The organism is Quadrisphaera sp. DSM 44207 (genome assembly GCF_900101335.1).
GTDB lineage: Bacteria > Actinomycetota > Actinomycetes > Actinomycetales > Quadrisphaeraceae > DSM-44207.
Genome location: NZ_FNKA01000002.1, coordinates 685,544 through 702,966 on the forward strand (window position 1 = coordinate 685,544; position 17,423 = coordinate 702,966).

At 76.4% G+C, this 17,423-nt stretch carries 16 protein-coding genes and 4 tRNA genes; 10 read left to right on the top strand and 10 right to left on the bottom strand.

Going from position 1 to position 17,423, the window contains the following annotated elements; translation table 11 throughout:
• Positions 1-24: 24 nt before the first annotated feature.
• Entirely contained in the window at positions 25-426 is a 402-nt protein-coding gene (locus tag BLS82_RS15720; protein WP_092864420.1) for a hypothetical protein, read from the bottom strand.
• A gap of 229 nt (positions 427-655) precedes the next feature.
• On the opposite strand from BLS82_RS15720, the gene BLS82_RS09375 reads away from it, so the two are divergent.
• Genes BLS82_RS09375 through BLS82_RS09385 form a run of 3 tightly spaced genes read left to right on the top strand, consistent with a single transcriptional unit; the run spans position 656 to position 3,211 of the window.
• Complete coding sequence (locus BLS82_RS09375; protein WP_092864423.1) at positions 656-1,705, top strand: FkbM family methyltransferase; 1,050 nt, start codon at positions 656-658, stop codon at positions 1,703-1,705.
• A 10-nt stretch (positions 1,706-1,715) separates the two neighbouring features.
• Entirely contained in the window at positions 1,716-2,291 is a 576-nt protein-coding gene (locus BLS82_RS09380) for a hypothetical protein (RefSeq protein ID WP_143028798.1), read from the top strand.
• Complete coding sequence (locus tag BLS82_RS09385; protein ID WP_092864429.1) at positions 2,288-3,211, top strand: HTTM domain-containing protein; 924 nt, start codon at positions 2,288-2,290, stop codon at positions 3,209-3,211. The genes BLS82_RS09380 and BLS82_RS09385 overlap by 4 nt, the downstream gene beginning before the upstream one ends.
• A gap of 86 nt (positions 3,212-3,297) precedes the next feature.
• Here BLS82_RS09385 and BLS82_RS09390 read toward each other — a convergent pair whose 3' ends face one another.
• Positions 3,298-3,711 carry a VOC family protein gene (locus BLS82_RS09390; RefSeq protein ID WP_092864432.1) on the bottom strand — a complete coding sequence of 138 codons (414 nt, stop codon included), beginning with the start codon at positions 3,709-3,711 and terminating at the stop codon, positions 3,298-3,300.
• Between the two features lie 84 nt (positions 3,712-3,795).
• On the opposite strand from BLS82_RS09390, the gene BLS82_RS09395 reads away from it, so the two are divergent.
• The gene (locus BLS82_RS09395) at positions 3,796-4,179 is read left to right on the top strand and encodes a hypothetical protein (RefSeq protein WP_092864435.1); all 384 of its coding nucleotides are present in this window, start codon (positions 3,796-3,798) and stop codon (positions 4,177-4,179) included.
• 71 nt (positions 4,180-4,250) lie between these two features.
• Here the strand turns inward: BLS82_RS09395 and BLS82_RS09400 are convergent, their stop codons facing one another.
• The 5 genes from BLS82_RS09400 to BLS82_RS15725 form a co-directional block, all read right to left on the bottom strand.
• A complete protein-coding gene (locus tag BLS82_RS09400; RefSeq protein WP_255378233.1) occupies positions 4,251-4,850 on the bottom strand; it encodes an HIT family protein in 600 nt (199 codons plus the stop codon).
• Positions 4,847-6,859, bottom strand: coding sequence for a threonine--tRNA ligase (gene thrS / locus BLS82_RS09405; protein WP_092864438.1), 2,013 nt, complete (start codon positions 6,857-6,859; stop codon positions 4,847-4,849). The genes BLS82_RS09400 and thrS overlap by 4 nt, the downstream gene beginning before the upstream one ends.
• A gap of 156 nt (positions 6,860-7,015) precedes the next feature.
• A complete protein-coding gene (locus BLS82_RS09410; protein WP_218123751.1) occupies positions 7,016-7,621 on the bottom strand; it encodes an MOSC N-terminal beta barrel domain-containing protein in 606 nt (201 codons plus the stop codon).
• A gap of 94 nt (positions 7,622-7,715) precedes the next feature.
• Positions 7,716-7,787 (bottom strand) — tRNA-Val (locus tag BLS82_RS09415).
• A gap of 32 nt (positions 7,788-7,819) precedes the next feature.
• A complete protein-coding gene (locus BLS82_RS15725) occupies positions 7,820-8,287 on the bottom strand; it encodes a PGPGW domain-containing protein (RefSeq protein ID WP_218123752.1) in 468 nt (155 codons plus the stop codon).
• A gap of 132 nt (positions 8,288-8,419) precedes the next feature.
• Here BLS82_RS15725 and BLS82_RS09425 point away from each other — a divergent pair, with 132 nt between their 5' ends.
• Positions 8,420-8,842: an SsgA family sporulation/cell division regulator gene (locus BLS82_RS09425; RefSeq protein ID WP_092864444.1), complete on the top strand. Its 423-nt coding sequence runs from the start codon at positions 8,420-8,422 to the stop codon at positions 8,840-8,842.
• Between the two features lie 167 nt (positions 8,843-9,009).
• Here BLS82_RS09425 and BLS82_RS09430 read toward each other — a convergent pair.
• The 3 genes from BLS82_RS09430 to BLS82_RS09440 all read right to left on the bottom strand — a co-directional run bounded on the left by BLS82_RS09430 (position 9,010) and on the right by BLS82_RS09440 (position 9,275).
• Positions 9,010-9,084, bottom strand: a tRNA-Val gene (locus BLS82_RS09430).
• 16 nt (positions 9,085-9,100) lie between these two features.
• Positions 9,101-9,171, bottom strand: a tRNA-Cys gene (locus BLS82_RS09435).
• A 31-nt stretch (positions 9,172-9,202) separates the two neighbouring features.
• Positions 9,203-9,275: transfer RNA gene (locus BLS82_RS09440), tRNA-Gly, on the bottom strand.
• Between the two features lie 99 nt (positions 9,276-9,374).
• On the opposite strand from BLS82_RS09440, the gene BLS82_RS09445 reads away from it, so the two are divergent.
• The 5 genes from BLS82_RS09445 to treZ all read left to right on the top strand — a co-directional run bounded on the left by BLS82_RS09445 (position 9,375) and on the right by treZ (position 17,371).
• Positions 9,375-10,268 (top strand): aminotransferase class IV, encoded by an 894-nt coding sequence (locus BLS82_RS09445; protein ID WP_176819016.1) that lies wholly within the window; start codon positions 9,375-9,377, stop codon positions 10,266-10,268.
• A gap of 92 nt (positions 10,269-10,360) precedes the next feature.
• Complete coding sequence (gene glgX / locus BLS82_RS09450; protein WP_092864450.1) at positions 10,361-12,481, top strand: glycogen debranching protein GlgX; 2,121 nt, start codon at positions 10,361-10,363, stop codon at positions 12,479-12,481.
• A complete protein-coding gene (gene treY / locus BLS82_RS09455) occupies positions 12,478-14,991 on the top strand; it encodes a malto-oligosyltrehalose synthase (RefSeq protein WP_092864453.1) in 2,514 nt (837 codons plus the stop codon). The genes glgX and treY overlap by 4 nt, the downstream gene beginning before the upstream one ends.
• A complete protein-coding gene (locus BLS82_RS09460) occupies positions 14,988-15,593 on the top strand; it encodes a peptide deformylase (protein WP_218123753.1) in 606 nt (201 codons plus the stop codon). The genes treY and BLS82_RS09460 overlap by 4 nt, the downstream gene beginning before the upstream one ends.
• Positions 15,593-17,371, top strand: a complete 1,779-nt coding sequence (gene treZ, locus BLS82_RS09465; RefSeq protein ID WP_092864456.1) for a malto-oligosyltrehalose trehalohydrolase — start codon at positions 15,593-15,595, stop codon at positions 17,369-17,371. Before BLS82_RS09460 ends, treZ begins: the two co-directional genes overlap by 1 nt.
• Positions 17,372-17,423: the final 52 nt, after the last annotated feature.

Here is a 17,423-nt window from a genome sequence, read left to right on the forward strand (position 1 = left end):
CGTGCGGCCGGTGCGGCCCCGTCCTCACGGCCCGCCCGCGCCGCGCGCGGGTCCTCCGCCGCGGTCGGGGCCGCCGCTGCGCAGGAGCGCCGAGACCCGCTGCCGGGTGACGCCGAACAGGGCGGCGATCCGGTCCATCGTCAGGCCCTCCGCGTGCAGGGCCCGGGCCTCCTCCCGCCGCCACCGGCTGCCCGTCTCCGACAGGCGCGCGGTGATCGAGGTCAGCAGCTCCACGATGAGGGGCCGGCCCTCGGCCGGGACGATCTGCGCGTACGAGCGGCCGGCCTCGCGCTCGGCCCGCAGGTGCCCGGCGCGCACGAGGATCTCCTCGGCGTCGGCGATGCTGGCGCGCACCGCCCGGCACAGCGCGTCCAGGCTCTCGAGCGCGACGTCGCGCTCCCCGTCCTGCGCCTGCTGCTCCGCCACCGCGCCTCCTGCGCTCCCTGGCCCGCTGCGGGCCGTCCGCGGGCCGTCCGCGAGGAGGAGAGCCAAGCACGACAACGGCCGTTGCGGCGACAGCGGTTGCCCCGTGGGGAACGCCCGCCCCGGGGCCCGCACAGGGCCCGCACGGAGCCCGCACGGGGCCCGCGCAGGGCCCGCGCAGGGCCCGCGCAGAGCCTGGGGCGGGCAGGGGCGCCGCCGCTATCCTCGCGCGGTGACCCTCCAGGGCAGCGCGACCGAGGCCGGTGCCGACTTCCGCAGCAGCACCCGCAGCCGCCGCCAGACCTGGTTCGGCGCCAAGCGCTTCGTCAAGGCGGCCGTCAGCGTCCCCGGCGTCAACCGGGTGGTGCGCCGCGCCGTCCCGCTGGTGCGGCCCGGAGCGAGGCCCGAGCGCCTGCCCGTGCCCCTGACCGTGCGCCGGGTGACGGCGCGCATGGCCGGCGTCGAGTTCGTCATGCTCGGCCCCTCCCGCGACGTCGTCGCCAAGGAGCTGCACTGGGGCGGGGGCCGGCGCCCGGGGGCGGCGGACCAGCTGGCCCTCGACGTCTTCGCCGCCCTGGCGCGCGACGCCGACACCGTCCTGGACGTCGGCGCCTACACGGGCGTGTTCTCGCTGCTCGGCGCGCGCGTGGCACCGGCCGCCGACGTGCACGCCTTCGAGGTCGTGCCCGGCAACGCCGCGGCGGCGCAGGCCAACGTCGTCGCCAACGACCTGCTGCGCAGCATCACCGTGCACGTGGCCGCCGTCGGCGCGGTCGGCGCGGACGGCGGCGCGGTGGTCGTGCCCACCGGCCGCGGCGGCTCGGCGCTGCCGGACTACTGGTCGACCGCGATGCACTTCGAGCGCGGCGTGCACGTGCCCGTGCGCTCGCTGGACTCCCTCCTGCCGCAGCTGGACCCGCAGGGGCGGGGGCGGCGCGCGGTGGTCAAGGTGGACGTCGAGGGCGCCGAGGACGCCGTCCTGCTGGGCGGGCGCGAGCTGCTGCGCCGCTGGCGCCCCGACGTCCTGTGCGAGCTGCTGCCCGCGCAGGCCAAGGTGCCCGCCGTCCTGCAGGCCCTCGACGGCCTGGGGTACCGGTGGTTCCTCGTGCAGGACGCCGAGCTCGTCGAGCACCCCGTCCCCCGCGGCGACGAGCGGTTCCGCGACTGGCTGCTCACCCCGCGCACCGACGAGCAGCTGCGCGCGGCGGGCGTGCCGGCGCGGGCGCTGCCCGCCCGTCCGTCGTCGCCCGCGGCGGCGCCCGCGGAGCCGCCGCGTCCGTGACACTGGTGCCGTGGTGACCACCGGCGGGGCTGCCCGCCTCCTGCGGCCCCCGCCGGACCGGGCGCCCGCCGCGCCCGTGCGCCTGACCCGCGCGGGGCGGGCCCGGCGCCTGGTGGTCCTCGCCGTCCTCGGGGCCGGCTGCCTCGCCGGCAGCCTGGTCGGGGACGACCACTGGTGGCCGCTCGGCCCGTGGCGGATGTACTCCACCTCCAGCGCGCCCACCGGCGAGGTGCGGGTGTTCGCGCTGCAGGCGACCACGGCGCCCGCCCCCGCCGCGGCGGCGTCCGCCGGCGGGGACGTCGCGTGGCGCGACACGTCCCTGGGGCTGGCGAACGCGGGCCTGAACCGCGCCGAGCTGGAGGGCCGCGCGGAGCTGGTGACCTCCGACCCCGCCGTCCTCGGCACGCTCGCGCAGGCCCACGCGCGCCTGCACCCGGACGACGCGCCGTGGACGGGCGTGCGGCTGCTGCGCCGCGCCACGGTGCTCCAGGACCGCCGCCCGACGGGCGAGGTGCGCGAGGAGGTCCTCGCGGAGTGGACCGCCGACGGCGGCGGGCGCCTGGTCGCGCAGGAGGAAGCCCCGTGAGCGCCCGGGCGCCGGCGCCCGCGGCGGACCCCGCGGCCGCGGGGCGCGGCGGGCTCGCGGGCCGACTGTCGCGGTGGCTGTTCGAGGAGGCCCCGCTGGCGCGCGTGGCCCTGCTTCGGCTGGTGGTCTACGCCTTCGTCGTCGTCGACGTCCTGCACCTGCACGCCGACGGGCGCCACCACGGCGCCGCGGACCCGGTCTGGTACACCCCCCTGGTCGTCGGGGAGGTGCTGCACCTGCCGGCGGCGACGGTGCTGCTCGCCGAGGGCCTGCGCTGGGGCAGCGCGCTGCTCGCGCTCGCGGCGATGAGCGGGCGCGCCCCGCGGCTGCTCGGGTGGGCGACGGCCGTGTGCTGGTCGTGGTTCCAGTACGTCTCCTTCTCCTACGGCAAGGTCGACCACGACCGCGCCGACTTCCTCGTCGCGCTGTTCCTCCTGCCGACCGCGGGCCTGGCGCACCTGTCCGACGCCCGGCGCAGCCAGGCCGCCGGCTTCGCGCTGCGCGCGGTGCAGCTGATGGCGATCGCGACGTACTTCCTCTCCGCCGTCGCCAAGGTGCGCTTCGGCGGCTGGGAGTGGGTCAACAGCGCGACCATCGCCCGCGCGGTGGTGCGCCGGGGCGCCGAGTGGGTGCAGTGGACCCTCGAGGTGCCGTGGACGCTGCACGCCCTGCAGTGGGTGCTGTTCACGGCCGAGCTGACGGCGCCGGTGATCTTCCTGCTCTCCGAGCGGTGGCGCCGCCGCGCCGTGGGCGCGTGGTTCGCCTTCCACGCCGCCACCTACGCCGGCATCGGCATCGCCTTCTGGCCCCACCTGGTGATGATGCTGGCGTTCCTGCCGCTGGAGCAGTACCGCGACCGCCTCCTCGAGCGCTGGCGCCGCCGGCGCGGGCGCTCGCGCGCCCCGGCGGCGCCCGGCTGAGCCCGCCCCGCCCGGGACGGCGCCCCGCCGGGCCGGTCAGGGCCGGTCAGGGCCGATCGGGGCCGGTCAGGGCCGGTCAGGGCCGGTCAGGCGCTGCGGGTGCCGAGGCAGAACTCGTTGCCCTTAGGATCGGCCATCACGGCCCAGCGGCTGCCGTGCTCGTCGTGCTCCCCCAGGTGGCGCGCCCCCAGCCCGACGAGGCGGCGCACCTCCTGCTCGACCTCGTCCCAGCTGCCCAGGTGCAGGTCCAGGTGCAGCCGGTTCTTCGCCGTCTTCGGCTCCGGCACGCGCTGGGCGAGCAGCCGGGGCCCCGCGCCGGCCGGGTCGACGGCCGCGGCGAAGAGGCGGCCGCTGCTGGCGGGGTCGATCCCCGCCGCCTCCAGCTCCGCCCGCGCGGCCTCCGGCAGCGGCTCGGGCTCGTAGCCGAGGGCCGCGCACCAGAAGGCGACCAGCCGTTGAGGGTCCTGCGCGTCGAAGGACAGCTGCACGCTGCGGGCCACGTCGCCTCCTGGGCTGCTCGCCGACCGGTCCGCGCGCCGGGCGGGGCCCTGGTGCCGGCCCGGGCGCGGGAGGAGGATCGTGCCATGGCCGGCGCTCCCGCCCGCCGGCGCTCGCGCCGCCGGGCGCTGCCCCTGGCGTGGCTGCTGGCGGCCACGGCCCTGGGGGTGCTCGGGTGGCTGCTCTCCGCCGTCTCCGACCGGCCGCAGGAGCGTTCGGCGGGCGCCGTGCTGCTGGGGGCCGCGCTCGTCGCCGTCCTCGTGGCCGGCGCTCCTCCCGCGGCACCGCGGGCGCGGGCGACGTCGCTCGGCGCCAGCGCGCTGGTGCTGCTCGCCGGGGCCGCAGCCGCCGTCGCGGTGCTGGCCGGCCCCGCCGGCGCGGGCGACGTGGCGCTGGTGCTCGGCGTGCCCGCGGCCTGCGCCCTCGCCACCGCCTGGCTGGCCCTGCGCGAGCGGCCCCCGGGCCGCTGAGGCCCGCCCGGAGCTCAGCGGGGGTGCAGCCCGGCAGCCGGCCGGGGCGTCGGCCGGGGCTCAGCCGGGGCTCAGCCGGGGCTCGTCGTCCCCGGCTCGCCGGAGTCCGCCCACGCCGCCGCCAGGCGCCGGCGCGCGTCGTCCAGCAGCTCGGGCAGCGCCTTGGTGCGGGCGATGATGGGCAGGAAGTTGCCGTCGCCGCCCCACCGGGGCACGACGTGCTGGTGCAGGTGCGCGGCGATGCCCGCACCGCCGACCGCGCCCTGGTTCATGCCCAGGTTGAAGCCCTGGGGGCGCGAGGACGCCGCCAGCACGCGCAGCGAGGACTGCGTCATCGTCGCGACCTCGACCGTCTCCTGCGGCGTGAGGTCCGCGTACGCGGCCACGTGCCGGTAGGGGCAGACGAGCAGGTGGCCGGAGTTGTAGGGGTAGAGGTTGAGGACGACGTACGCCAGCTCGCCGCGGGCCACGACCAGCGACTCGGCGTCGGGCCTGGTGGGGGCGCGGCAGAACGGGCACTGGTCGCCGGCGTCCTCGTCCACCGGCTTGTCCTGCCCGGAGAGGTAGGCCATCCGGTGCGGGGTCCACAGCCGCTGGTAGCCGTCCGGGACGCCGGCGAGGTCCTCCACGCCCTCGGCGGCCTGCTCGGCGGCCTGCTCGGGGGCGCTCACACCTGCACCCGCTCGCGCACCGCCTCCACGATGCGCTGCACCGCTTCGTCGATCGGCACGCCGTTGTCCTGGGTGCCGTCGCGGTAGCGGAAGGAGACGGCGTCCTCCTCCACGTCCTCGCCGCCGGCGATGAGCACGAAGGGCACCTTCGCCTTCGCGTGGGTGCGGATCTTCTTCGGCATCCGGTCGTCGGAGTCGTCGACCTCCACCCGCACGCCGTGCTCGCGCAGCCGCGCGGCCACCGCGTGCAGGTGGGGTGCGAAGTCCTCGGCCACCGGCACGCCGACGACCTGCACCGGTGCCAGCCACGGCGGCATCGCTCCCGCGTAGTGCTCGAGGAGGACGCCGAAGAAGCGCTCGATGGACCCGAACAGCGCCCGGTGGATCATCACGGGCCGCTGGCGGGAGCCGTCGGCCGCGGTGTACTCGAGCCCGAAGCGCTCGGGCAGGTTGAAGTCCAGCTGGATCGTGGACATCTGCCACGTGCGCCCGATCGCGTCGCGCGCCTGCACCGAGATCTTCGGCCCGTAGAACGCCGCGCCACCGGGGTCGGGCACCAGCTCCAGGCCGGAGGCCTCGGCGACCGCGGCCAGGGTGGCGGTCGCCTCCTCCCACGCCTCCTCGGAGCCGACGGACTTCTCGGGGTCGCGCGTGGACAGCTCCAGGTGGAAGTCGTCCAGCCCGTAGTCGCGCAGCAGGTCGAGCACGAACCGCAGCAGCGAGGCCAGCTCGTCGCGCATCTGCTCGCGGGTGCAGTAGATGTGCGCGTCGTCCTGGGTGAAGCCCCGCGCCCGGGTCAGGCCGTGCACGACGCCGGACTTCTCGTACCGGTAGACCGTGCCGAACTCGAACAGCCGCAGCGGCAGCTCGCGGTAGGAGCGCCCGCGGGCGGCGAAGACGAGGTTGTGCATGGGGCAGTTCATCGGCTTGAGGTAGTAGTCCTGCCCCGGCCGGACCGGCGCGCCCCGCTCGTCGAGGACGGCGTCCAGGTGCATCGGGGGGTACATGCCCTCCGCGTACCAGTCCAGGTGCCCGGAGGTCTGGAACAGCTGCGCCTTGGTGATGTGCGGGGTGTAGACGAACTCGTACCCGGCCTCCTCGTGGCGGCGGCGGGAGTAGTCCTCCATCTCCCGCCGGATCACGCCGCCCCGGGGGTGGAAGACGGGCAGGCCCGAGCCGATCTCGTCGGGGAAGGAGAACAGGTCCAGCTCCGCGCCCAGGCGCCGGTGGTCGCGCCGCTCGGCCTCGGCCAGGCGCTCGGTGTGGGCGCGCAGCTCCTCCTTGCTCGGCCAGGCCGTGCCGTAGACGCGCTGCAGCTGCCGGTTGGCCTGGTCCCCGCGCCAGTAGGCGGCCGCGGTGCGGGTGAGCGCGAAGCCGTTGCCGAGCAGGCGGGTGCTCGGCACGTGCGGGCCGCGGCACAGGTCCTTCCAGGCGACGGTGCCGTCGCGGCGCACGTTGTCGTAGATCGTCAGCTCGCCCGCGCCGACCTCCACGGAGGCGCCCTCGGCGGCGTCCGCGCCGCTCCCGGCCGAGCCCTTCAGCCCGATCAGCTCGAGCTTGTACGGCTCGGCGGCCAGCTCGGCGCGGGCCTCCTCGTCGGAGACCGCGCGGCGGCGGAAGGCCTGCCCCTCCTTGACGATGCGCTGCATCGCCCTCTCGAGGGCCTTGACGTCCTCGGGCGTGAAGGGGGTCTCGACGTCGAAGTCGTAGTAGAACCCGTCGCGCACCGGCGGGCCGATGCCCAGGCGCGCGTCCGGGTGCAGCTCCTGCACGGCCTGCGCGAGCACGTGGGCGGTGGAGTGGCGCAGCACGTCGAGGCCGTCCGGGGAGCCGACCGCCACGGCCTCGACGACGTCGCCGTCGGCCAGCTCGGTCGCCAGGTCGCGCAGCTGCCCCCCGACGCGGGCGACGACCACGGCGCGGTCGGAGGCGTACAGGTCGGCGGCCGTGGTGCCCGGCTCGACCGCCCGCTGCTCGCCGTCGACGGTCACGTGGAGCTGGGCTGGCACGGAGGTCCTCCGGACTGCGGGCTGCGGGCGGGCTGGGCGGGGGATGCGGGGGTGCGGGCGCCGCGAGGGGGTGCGGCGGGCGTCGGGAATGCTACCGACCGGCGCGCACGGCCCCGCCGGGATTCCCGGGCCCGGCAGGTCCGGGGGCTCGGGGCCTCAGCCGAGCAGCACGGCGTCGTCGCCGGTGCGCACCCGCCCGGGGACGACGACGTCGGCGTAGATCCCCAGGCAGCGGCGCGGGGTGCGGGTCAGGAGCAGCTCTGCCTCGCCGACGCGCAGGCGCGCCCCCTCCCAGCCGCGCTCGGCGCCGGGGCGCACCGCGGGCTCCCCCGGCGCGTCCAGGGCGAGCACGACGTTGGCGCGGGTGCCCGGGTCGCACCCGGTGGGGGCGTCGGGTGCGAGGGCGGCGCCGGCGCTGATGACGTGCACCGCCGCACCCTCGCGGTGCGGTCCGCCCCCGGCCGCGGAGTCCCGCACCGACACCGGCCGCCCGGCGAGCGCGGACAGCGCGGCGCCCAGGTCCGCGCCGCCGCGCCGGACGCCGTCCACGACCGCGACCAGGCCGTCGCGCCCGACCTCCGCGCGCACCCCGGCCAGGGAGGGCAGCTGCTTGCCGGTCAGCACCTGGCCCCCGGCGTCCACGACCTCCCAGCGGCGGTCGCCGACGAGTCCGCCGGCGTCCAACACCGCCTCGGCCGGCTGCTCCCCCGCCGCCGACCGCAGCGGGAAGCGCCGCAGCACCGAGACCGTCCCCACGCGCACCGCGCCAGTGTGCCGCCGGTGCGCCCCGCCGGCGCAGGGGCCCGGAACGCCGACGGGGACGGCCCCGGAGCGGGACCGTCCCCGTCGGGCGCGGTGGGCGATACTGGGTTCGAACCAGTGACCTCCTCGGTGTGAACGAGGCGCTCTACCACTGAGCCAATCGCCCGGCTGCGGGCACGACCATACCGGACGCGCGGCTCATCCCTCGACTCCCTCGACGCCGGGCAGGGCCGCCAGGCGGTCGCTCAGGGCGTCCGGGAGCAGCGGCGGCACGCCCGCCAGCACCAGCCCTGCGTAGGCGGCGCCGACCACGGCGGCCAGCACGGCCGCCCCACCCGCCCAGCGCAGCCACACCGGCCTCGCGCCGGCCCAGGCGCTGAGCGCGTGCAGGCGGAGCCTCGCGCGGTCGAGCAGGCGCCGGGCCCAGGGGAACTCGCTCGCGAGCACCGCGAGGCCGGCGAGCACCAGCGGGACGCCACCGGGGCCGGGCAGCGGCCCGCTGAGCAGGCCGAGGAGGACCAGCGCGCCGCCGCTGACGGCGATGGCGGCGCGGTACAGGCGGTGCGTGCGGGGGTCGGCGCGCACGCGGCGGCGCAGCCTCCGCAGAGGCTCCGGCCCGACGGGTGGCGCCGCCGCCGGCGCCGCTCCCGGCGAGGGTCCCTCCACGCCCCCAGGCTACGGCGGGTGCCCGCCCGATCGAGGGCGCGCGCGTTTGGCCCGTGACAGGGTGGGGAACTGACGCCTTCGACCGACCCGTCGGGTCGGGGACGTCGCCGTCCGCACCGCAGGAGGTCCCCCGTGCCCAGCCCCAACGCACACGTCGACGCCGAGGTCGAACTCAGGCTCGTCGTGCCCGAGGCCGGCAAGGTGCCGGTCGCGGTGGACCTGGGGTACGGCACCCACGACCCGTTCGCCGTCACGGCCGCCTTCCGCGGCGACGGCGGCACGATCGAGTGGGTCTTCGCGCGCGACCTGCTGCGCGAGGGCCTGCGCCGCCCCACCGGCGAGGGCGACGTGCAGGTGTGGCCCGGCGAGGCCGACGGGCGCGCGGTGCTGCTCGTGTCGCTGACCTCCCCCGAGGGGCACGCCGTCCTCGAGGCCGACGCCGACGACGTGCGCGGCTTCCTCGACCGCACCCACGCCCTGGTGCCGCCCGGCGCCGAGAGCCGCTACGTGCACCTGGACGCCGAGCTGGCCGGCATCCTCGGCCGCGCCGCCTGAGCGGCGCCCGCCCTGCGGTCTTCGCGACCCGCGCCAGGGCCCGGCAGCCGGGAGGCTGCCGGGCCCTGGCGCGTGCGGGGCGCGTGCGGGGGGCGTCCGAGCGCGACGCCAGCAGGGCGGGCGCGACGACACGAGGCCGGCCTCCGCGAGGAGACCGGCCTCCGTGCTGGTGGGCGATACTGGGTTCGAACCAGTGACCTCTTCCGTGTCAAGGAAGCGCGCTACCACTGCGCCAATCGCCCGGTGGTGGTGCGAGCGAGGTGGAGACGGGATTCGAACCCGTGTAGACGGCTTTGCAGGCCGTTGCCTCGCCTCTCGGCCACTCCACCGAGATGAACGACCCCCGGGGTGGTGCATCCGAGCGGACGACGGGATTCGAACCCGCGACCCTCACCTTGGCAAGGTGATGCTCTACCAACTGAGCCACGTCCGCGTGCGACCGGCCGCCACGAGATGCCGTGCGCGGGCCCTGCCGACGTCCCAGACTGTACTGGCCCCCGCCGCCGCGCGTCCAACCGCCCCAGGAGCCGCCGTGTCCTCCGCCCCCGCGCCCTCCGCACGCCGCCCGGGCGCCGCCGTGCCGGCGGCGGTGTGGGTGGACGGCGCGCTGGTCCCCGACGGGCACCCCGCGGTGCACGCCCTCGACCACGGCCTGGTCGTCGGCGACGGCGTCTTCGAGACGTGCAAGGTCGTCGACGGCAGGCCCTTCGCGCTCACCCTCCACCTGCGCCGCCTGGAGCGCTCGGCCGCGGGCCTGGGCCTGGCGGCGCCGGAGGAGGACGTCGTCCGGGCGGCCGTGCGGGAGGTGCTCGCGGCGCTGGGGCCCGCGGCGGCGTCCGCGCGCCTGCGCATCACCGCCACCTCCGGGCCGGGGCCGCTGGGGTCCGAGCGCGTCCCCGGTGCGGGCACCCTCGTCGTGGCGGCGGCGCCGCTGTCGCCGTGGCCGGCGGGGGCGCGCGCCGTGACGGTGCCGTGGACCCGCAACGAGCGGTCCGCCGTCGCGGGGCTGAAGACGACGTCCTACGCGGAGAACGTCGTGGCCCTGGCGCGGGCCCGCGAGCGCGGGGCGTCCGAGGCGCTGCTGGCGAACACGCGCGGGCAGCTGTGCGAGGGCACGGGCAGCAACGTCGTCGTCGCGGTCGGCGACGAGCTGCTGACGCCGCCGCTGGCCTCGGGGTGCCTGGCCGGCACGTCGCGCCTGCTGCTGCTGCGCTGGGCGGCGCAGGAGGGGCTGCCGGTGCGGGAGGCGGACCTGCCGTACGAGGAGCTCGGGCGCGCGCCGGAGGTGCTGCTGACCTCCTCCACGCGCGACGTCCAGCCGCTGGCGGCCGTCGACGACCGGCCGCTGACCACGAGCGCGCTGGGGCGGGCGGCCGTGGAGCTGTTCGCGCGCCGCGCCGCGCAGGACGACGACCCGCAGCCCTGAGGCGGCGGCCCCGGGGCGCCGCGCCCGGGTGCGCGCGCGGTGCGCCGCTCCGTCAGGATGGCTCGCGCACCTCCCACCCCTGAGGAAGACCCATGCAGATCTGGCCCGGCCGCGCCTACCCGCTCGGCGCCACGTACGACGGCGCCGGCACGAACTTCGCCCTCTTCTCCGAGGTCGCCGACCGGGTGGAGCTGTGCCTCCTCCAGGACGACGGCGCGGAGGTGCGCCTGGACCTGCCGGAGGTGGACGGCTTCGTCTGGCACGCGTACCTGCCGGGCATCCAGCCGGGGCAGCGCTACGGCTACCGGGTGCACGGGCCCTACGACCCCGCCGCCGGGCACCGCTGCAACCCGTCCAAGCTGCTCCTGGACCCGTACGCCAAGGCCGTCGACGGGCAGGTGGACGGCGACGAGTCGCTGTTCTCCTACACCTTCGCGAACCCGGGCCGGCTCAACGACGCCGACAGCGCCGGGCACACGATGCTCTCCGTCGTCGTCAACCCGTACTTCGACTGGGGCACCGACCGCCCGCCGCGGCGCGAGTACCACGAGAGCGTCATCTACGAGGCCCACGTGAAGGGCCTGACGAAGCTGCACCCCGGCATCCCCGAGGAGCTGCGCGGCACCTACGCCGGCATCGGGCACCCGGCGATGGTCGAGCACCTGAGCGACCTGGGCGTCACGGCGCTGGAGCTGATGCCGGTGCACCAGTTCGTGCAGGACACCCACCTGATCGACAAGGGGCTGTCGAACTACTGGGGCTACAACACCATCGGCTTCTTCGCGCCGCACAACGCCTACTCCTCCACCGGCACCCGCGGGCAGCAGGTGATGGAGTTCAAGTCGATGGTGCGCACGCTGCACCAGGCGGGCATCGAGGTGATCCTCGACGTGGTCTACAACCACACCGCCGAGGGCAACCACATGGGCCCGACGCTGTGCTTCCGCGGCATCGACAACGCGGCCTACTACCGCCTCGTCGACTCCGACCGGCGCCACTACTACGACACCACGGGCACCGGCAACAGCCTGCTGATGCGCTCCCCGCACGTGCTGCAGCTGATCATGGACTCGCTGCGGTACTGGGTGAACGACATGCACGTCGACGGCTTCCGCTTCGACCTCGCCTCCACCCTCGCCCGCCAGTTCCACGAGGTCGACCGCCTGTCCGCGTTCTTCGACCTCATCCAGCAGGACCCGGTGGTCAGCCAGGTCAAGCTCATCGCCGAGCCGTGGGACGTCGGCGAGGGCGGCTACCAGGTGGGCAACTTCCCGCCGCTGTGGACGGAGTGGAACGGCCGCTACCGCGACACCGTACGCGACTTCTGGCGCGGGGAGTCCTCGACGCTGGCGGAGTTCGCCTCGCGCATCTCCGGGTCCTCGGACCTGTACGAGCACAACGGGCGCAAGCCCATCGCGAGCATCAACTTCGTCACCGCCCACGACGGCTTCACCCTGCGCGACCTCGTCTCGTACGACGTGAAGCACAACGAGGCCAACGGCGAGGGCGGCGCGGACGGCGAGGGCCACAACCGCTCGTGGAACTGCGGCGCGGAGGGCGAGACCGACGACCCGCAGGTGCGCGCCCTGCGCGCCCGCCAGCAGCGCAACCTCCTCACCACCCTGATGCTCTCCCAGGGCGTGCCGATGCTCGCCCACGGCGACGAGATCGGGCGCACGCAGCACGGCAACAACAACGTCTACTGCCAGGACAACAGGACGTCCTGGGTGGGCTGGAACCTCACCGACGAGCAGCGCGCCCTGCTCGGCTTCACCCAGCGCCTCGTCGCGCTGCGCATGGAGCACCCGGTCTTCCGGCGCCGCCGCTTCTTCGCGGGCCAGGCGGGCGAGGGCGGGGAGAGCCACCTGGGCGACATCGCGTGGTTCAGCCCCGGCGGCGGCCACATGGCGCCGGAGGACTGGGCCACCGGCTACGCCCGCTCGGTGGGGGTCTTCCTCAACGGCTGGGCGATCCAGGAGCCGGACCCGCGCGGGGAGCGGATCGTCGACGACTCCTTCCTGCTGCTCTTCAACGCCGGTCACGAGCCCGTGGACTTCATGCTGCCCGCCGCCGAGTACGGCCAGACCTGGACGGTCGTGATCGACACGCAGGAGGGCTTCGCCGCGGGCGAGGAGGTGCCCGCCAAGGGCACCCGGTCCGTGCTGGGGCGCAGCGTCGTCGTGCTCACCCGACCCTCCGTGGAGGCCCTGTGAACGCCCACGGCCACGCGCACGGCCACGCGCACGACCCGCGCCACCGGCCCGCGCCCGGCAGGCCGCAGCCGGTGTCGACCTACCGCCTGCAGATCCGCTCCGAGTTCGGCTTCGGGGCCGCCGCGGACGTCGTGGACCACCTGCACGGCCTCGGCGTCACCCACGCCTACCTCTCCCCGGTCCTGGCCCCGGCGCCCGGGTCCGCGCACGGCTACGACGTCGTGGACCACTCGCGGCTGAACCCCGAGGCCGGCGGGCGGGAGGCGTTCGACGCCCTGGTGGCGCGCCTGCACGAGCGGCGGATGGGCGCCGTCGCCGACGTCGTGCCCAACCACATGGCGGTGCCGACACCGGCCACCCTCAACGCCGCGCTGTGGTCGGTGCTGCGCGACGGGCCCGACTCCCCCTTCGGGCGCTGGTTCGACGTCGACTGGTCCGGGGAGGACCACGCGCTGCTCATGCCGGTGCTCGGCGCGCGCATCGGCCAGGTGCTCGCCTCCGGCGAGCTGCGGCTGGACGGCTCGGGCCCCGAGCCGCTGCTGCGCTACTACGACCACGTCTTCCCGGTGCGCCCGGGCACGGAGTCGCTGCCCCTGGCGGAGCTGGTGGACCGCCAGTTCTACCGCCTGGCGCACTGGCGGGTGGCGGACGAGGAGCTGAACTACCGGCGCTTCTTCGACGTCGACACCCTGGCCGCGATCCGCGTGGAGGACCCGGAGGTCTTCGACGCCACCCACGCGCTGCTGCTCGAGCTCGTGGCGGTCGGCCAGCTGGACGGGCTGCGCATCGACCACCCGGACGGCCTGGCCGACCCGCGCGGGTACCTGCGGCGCCTGCACGAGCGCACCGGCGGCGTGTGGGTCGTCGTGGAGAAGATCCTCGAGGGCGACGAGGACCTGCCCCCGGACTGGCCGTGCGCCGGCACGACCGGCTACGACGCCCTGCTGCGCGTCGGGGGGCTGTTCGTCGACCCCGCCGGGGCGGCGCCGCTGTCGGCGTTCTGGGCCGAGACGACGGGCGATCCCCGCGGCTTCGCGGCGGTGGTCGAGCAGGCGAAGCGCGAGGTCGTCGAGCACGGCCTGTACGCCGAGGTGCACCGCCTCACCGAGCTGCTGCGCCAGATCACCCACGCCGACGTCCGCCTGCGCGACCACACCGAGCGGGGGCTGCGCGAGTGCGTCGTGGAGCTGCTCGTCGCCTTCGACCGCTACCGCGCCTACGTCGTGCCGGGCGAGGCGGCGCCCGCGGTGTCCGTCGAGGCGGTCGACCACGCGGTGGCCGTCGCGCGCTCCCACCTGCCGGCCGAGCGCTGGGACACCCTGGACGCCGTCCGCGACCTGCTGCTGGGCCTGGAGGCCGGCAGCGCCGGGCGCACCACCGACGCCCAGCGCGCGGAGCTGGTCGTCCGCTTCCAGCAGACCTGCGGGCCCGTGATGGCCAAGGGCGTGGAGGACACGGCCTTCTACCGCTGGTTCCGGCTGTCCTCCCTCGACGAGGTCGGCGGCGACCCGGACCACTTCGGCGTCGCGCCGGAGGAGTTCCACGCGTACTCGAGCTCCCGGGCGCACTCCTGGCCGGTGGCGATGACGACGCTGTCCACGCACGACACCAAGCGCAGCGAGGACGTGCGGGCCCGCCTGGCCGTGCTCTCGGAGCTGCCGGGCGAGTGGGCGCAGGCGGTGCGCTCGTGGCGCGAGGCGGCCGCCGAGCACCGGGCGGCGGAGCTGGACGGCGCGACGGAGCAGCTGGTCTGGCAGACGCTGGTCGGCACGTGGGGCTCCGCGGAGGACGGGAAGGGCCCGATCAGCGCCGAGCGGCTCGTCGGGTACCTGGAGAAGGCCGTGCGGGAGGCGAAGGTGCACACCACCTGGACCTCCCAGGACCGGGTCTACGAGGACGCCGTGCGCTCCTTCGCCACCGGGGTGCTCTCCGACGCGCGGGTGCTCGACGCCGTGGGGGCCTTCTGCGAGCGCATCGCCGAGCCCGTGCGGGCGGGCGTGCTCGGGCAGAAGCTCGTGCAGCTGTGCATGCCGGGCGTGCCGGACGTCTACCAGGGCTCCGAGCTGGTCGACCTGTCGCTGGTGGACCCGGACAACCGGCGTCCCGTGGACTACGCCGACCGGCGCGCGCGCCTGGCCCGCCTGGACTCCGGAGCGCGCCCGAGCGACCTGTCGGACGAGAAGCTGCTCGTCACCTCCCGCGCGCTGCGGCTGCGCCGAGACGCCCCGGAGTGGTTCGTCGGCGAGGACGCCGCGTACGCCGCGGTGCCGACGTCCACGGGCAACGCGGTCGCCTTCGCGCGCGGCGACGCCGGCGGGCCGGGCGCCGTGGTGGTCGCCACGCGCCTGGCGGTGTCGCTGGAGCGCCTCGGCGGGTGGGGCGGGCACACCGTCGCCGTGCCCGAGGGCAGCTGGCGCGACCTGCTGACCGGCGCCGAGGTGCGCGGCGGCGGAGTGCGCCTGGCGGACCTGCTGCACGCGCTGCCCGTGGCGCTGCTGGTGCGGGCGTGAGCGCGCCGGGCGGGCCCGCGCCGGAGCACGGCCCCGTGGTGTCGAGCCGGGAGCTGCGCCGCCGGGTCGGGCAGCTGCTGCGCGGCCCGCGGCCGCTGCCGATCGTGCAGGCGGGCGACCCGGTGCTGCGCCGGGTCGCCCAGCCCTACGACGGCGAGCTGTCCCCCGAGCTGCTGGGCGACCTCGTGGCCGCCCTGCGCGCGACCATGCACGCCGCCCCGGGCGTGGGGCTGGCCGCCCCGCAGGTCGGCCTCGGCCTGGCCCTGGCGGTCGTCGAGGACGAGCGCGGGGACGACGACGACCCCCGCGAGCGGTACGAGCTGCCGTTCCGGGTGCTCGTCAACCCGCGCTACGAGGTGCAGGGCGAGCAGCGCGTCGCCTTCCCCGAGGGGTGCCTGAGCGTGCGCGGGTACGAGGCGGTCGTCGCCCGCCCGCGCTCGATCCGCCTGACCGGGCAGGACGAGACCGGCCGCGCCCTCGACGAGGTCCTCACCGGCTGGCCGGCGCGCATCGTCCAGCACGAGACGGACCACCTGAACGGCGCGCTGTACCTGGACCGCGCGGACCTGCGGACGCTGACCGCGACCGGCACGGTGTCCTGATGCACGCCTTCACCGTCTGGGCCCCCGCGGCCTCCCGCGTCGACCTCGACGTCCACCTGAGCACCGGCGACCCGGGAGCGGACCCGCAGGTGCGCACCGCGCCGATGGAGCGCGGCGAGGGCGGCTGGTGGCGCCTGGAGGTCCCGGACGCCGGGCACGGCACCGACTACGCGTTCCGCCTCGACGGCGGCGACCCGCTGCCCGACCCGCGCAGCGCCTGGCAGCCGCACGACGTGCACGGGCCCAGCCGCCTCTTCGACGCCTCTCGGCACGCGTGGTCGGACGGCGCCTGGGCGGGGCGGGACGCGCGCGGCGCCGTCGTCTACGAGCTGCACGTGGGCACCTTCACGCCCGAGGGCACCCTGGCCGCCGCCCGCGCCCGCCTGGACCACCTCGTCGACCTCGGCGTCGAGGTGGTCGAGCTCATGCCCGTGGCCGCCTTCCCCGGGCGGTGGGGCTGGGGCTACGACGGGGTGGACCTGTACGCCGTGCACGACCCCTACGGCGGGCCGGCGGCGCTGCAGTCCTTCGTCGACGACGCGCACGCGCGCGGCCTGGCCGTCGCCCTCGACGTCGTCTACAACCACCTCGGCCCGTCCGGGAACCACCTGCACGCCTTCGGCCCGTACTTCACCGACAAGCACTCCACGCCCTGGGGGCAGGCGGTCAACCTCGACGACACCGGCTCGCACGAGGTGCGCCGGTTCCTCGTCGACAACGCGCTGCGCTGGTTCCGCGACTTCCACGTCGACGCGCTGCGCCTGGACGCCGTCCACGCCCTCGTCGACACCTCCCCCACGCACCTGCTGGCGCAGCTGTCCACCGAGGTCGCGCAGCTCTCCCGCGAGCTGGGCCGCCCGCTGTCGCTGATCGCCGAGAGCGACCTGAACGACCCGAGGACGGTCGAGCCCGTCGAGGCGGGCGGGTGCGGGATGACGGCGCAGTGGGCCGACGACGTCCACCACGCGCTGCACGCGCTGCTCACCGGCGAGCGCCAGGGGTACTACGCCGACTTCGGGAGCCTGTCGGGAATGGCGAGGACCCTGCAGGAGGTGTTCCTGCACGCCGGGACGTACTCGTCGTTCCGGGGCGAGGTGTGGGGCGCGCCGGTGGACCGCGCCCGCCACCGCGGCGGGGCCTTCGTCGTCTGCAGCACCGACCACGACCAGGTGGGCAACCGCGCCACCGGCGACCGGCCCAGCGCCACCCTGGACGACGGGCAGCTGGCGGTCGCCGCGGCGCTGGTGCTGACGAGCCCCTTCACGCCGATGGTGTTCATGGGCGAGGAGTGGGGCGCGCGCACGCCGTGGCAGTTCTTCACCGACCACGACCCCGAGCTCGGCAAGCTCGTCAGCGAGGGCCGGCGGCGGGAGTTCGCCGAGCACGGGTGGGACGCCGAGGAGGTGCCGGACCCGCAGGCGGAGTCCACGCGCGACGCGTCCGTGCTCGACTGGTCCGAGCCCGGCTCGCAGCGCGGGGCGCGCCTGCTGGCCTGGCACCGGGACCTGACGGCGCTGCGCCGGGCCGAGGCGGACCTGCGCGACGACCGGCTCGACCGGGTCTCGGTCGCGCACGCCGAGGACGCATCGGACTCCCCGTGGCTGGTCGTGGTGCGCGGGGGCCTGCGGGTGGTAGTCAACCTCGCGGCGTCCGAGCAGGCGGTGCCGGTGGCGGGCCTGGGCGCGGGCGGGCGGGTGCTGCTGGCCTGGGACGGCGCCGCCGTCGCCGAGGGGTCGGTGACCCTGCCGGGCCACGCGGTGGCCGTCGTGCGCGCCTGAGCGGCGGCCCCTCGGGCGCCAGGGCGCCGCGAGGTGTCACGAGCGGGGCTCT

What these genes read in the sequence shown, in the direction of transcription:
- treZ (WP_092864456.1), top strand. Translation starts at nt 15,593, where the DNA reads ATGCACGCCTTCACCGTCTGGGCCCCCGCGGCCTCCCGCGTCGACCTC.
- glgX (WP_092864450.1), top strand. Translation starts at nt 10,361, where the DNA reads ATGCAGATCTGGCCCGGCCGCGCCTACCCGCTCGGCGCCACGTACGAC.
- BLS82_RS09395 (WP_092864435.1), top strand. Translation starts at nt 3,796, where the DNA reads ATGGCCGGCGCTCCCGCCCGCCGGCGCTCGCGCCGCCGGGCGCTGCCC.